At 53.3% G+C, this 1,424-nt stretch carries 1 rRNA gene; it reads left to right on the forward strand.

Annotated features, from left to right (window positions below):
* A 23S ribosomal RNA gene (locus tag JTJ32_RS26240) occupies positions 1 to 1,399 on the forward strand; the annotation flags it as partial.
* Between the last annotated feature and the right edge of the window lie 25 nt (positions 1,400 to 1,424).

Here is a 1,424-nt window from a genome sequence, read left to right on the forward strand (position 1 = left end):
TCAAGGCCGAGAGCTGATGACGAGTGTTCCTTTGGAACACGAAGTGGTTGATGCCATGCTTCCAAGAAAAGCTTCTAAGCTTCAGGTAACCAGGAACCGTACCCCAAACCGACACAGGTGGTTGGGTAGAGAATACCAAGGCGCTTGAGAGAACTCGGGTGAAGGAACTAGGCAAAATGGCACCGTAACTTCGGGAGAAGGTGCGCCGGTGAGGGTGAAGCATTTACTGCGTAAGCCCACGCCGGTCGAAGATACCAGGCCGCTGCGACTGTTTATTAAAAACACAGCACTCTGCAAACACGAAAGTGGACGTATAGGGTGTGACGCCTGCCCGGTGCCGGAAGGTTAATTGATGGGGTTAGCGCAAGCGAAGCTCTTGATCGAAGCCCCGGTAAACGGCGGCCGTAACTATAACGGTCCTAAGGTAGCGAAATTCCTTGTCGGGTAAGTTCCGACCTGCACGAATGGCGTAACGATGGCGGCGCTGTCTCCACCCGAGACTCAGTGAAATTGAAATCGCTGTGAAGATGCAGTGTATCCGCGGCTAGACGGAAAGACCCCGTGAACCTTTACTATAGCTTTGCACTGGACTTTGAATTTGCTTGTGTAGGATAGGTGGGAGGCTTTGAAGCGTGGACGCCAGTCTGCGTGGAGCCAACCTTGAAATACCACCCTGGCAACTTTGAGGTTCTAACTCAGGTCCGTTATCCGGATCGAGGACAGTGTATGGTGGGTAGTTTGACTGGGGCGGTCTCCTCCTAAAGAGTAACGGAGGAGTACGAAGGTGCGCTCAGACCGGTCGGAAATCGGTCGTAGAGTATAAAGGCAAAAGCGCGCTTGACTGCGAGACAGACACGTCGAGCAGGTACGAAAGTAGGTCTTAGTGATCCGGTGGTTCTGTATGGAAGGGCCATCGCTCAACGGATAAAAGGTACTCCGGGGATAACAGGCTGATACCGCCCAAGAGTTCATATCGACGGCGGTGTTTGGCACCTCGATGTCGGCTCATCACATCCTGGGGCTGAAGCCGGTCCCAAGGGTATGGCTGTTCGCCATTTAAAGTGGTACGCGAGCTGGGTTTAGAACGTCGTGAGACAGTTCGGTCCCTATCTGCCGTGGACGTTTGAGATTTGAGAGGGGCTGCTCCTAGTACGAGAGGACCGGAGTGGACGAACCTCTGGTGTTCCGGTTGTCACGCCAGTGGCATTGCCGGGTAGCTATGTTCGGAAAAGATAACCGCTGAAAGCATCTAAGCGGGAAACTTGCCTCAAGATGAGATCTCACTGGAACCTTGAGTTCCCTGAAGGGCCGTCGAAGACTACGACGTTGATAGGTTGGGTGTGTAAGCGCTGTGAGGCGTTGAGCTAACCAATACTAATTGCCCGTGAGGCTTGACCATATAACACCCAAGCAATCTGCGACCC

Source organism: Pseudomonas alliivorans, from assembly GCF_017826695.1.
GTDB lineage: Bacteria > Pseudomonadota > Gammaproteobacteria > Pseudomonadales > Pseudomonadaceae > Aquipseudomonas > Aquipseudomonas alliivorans.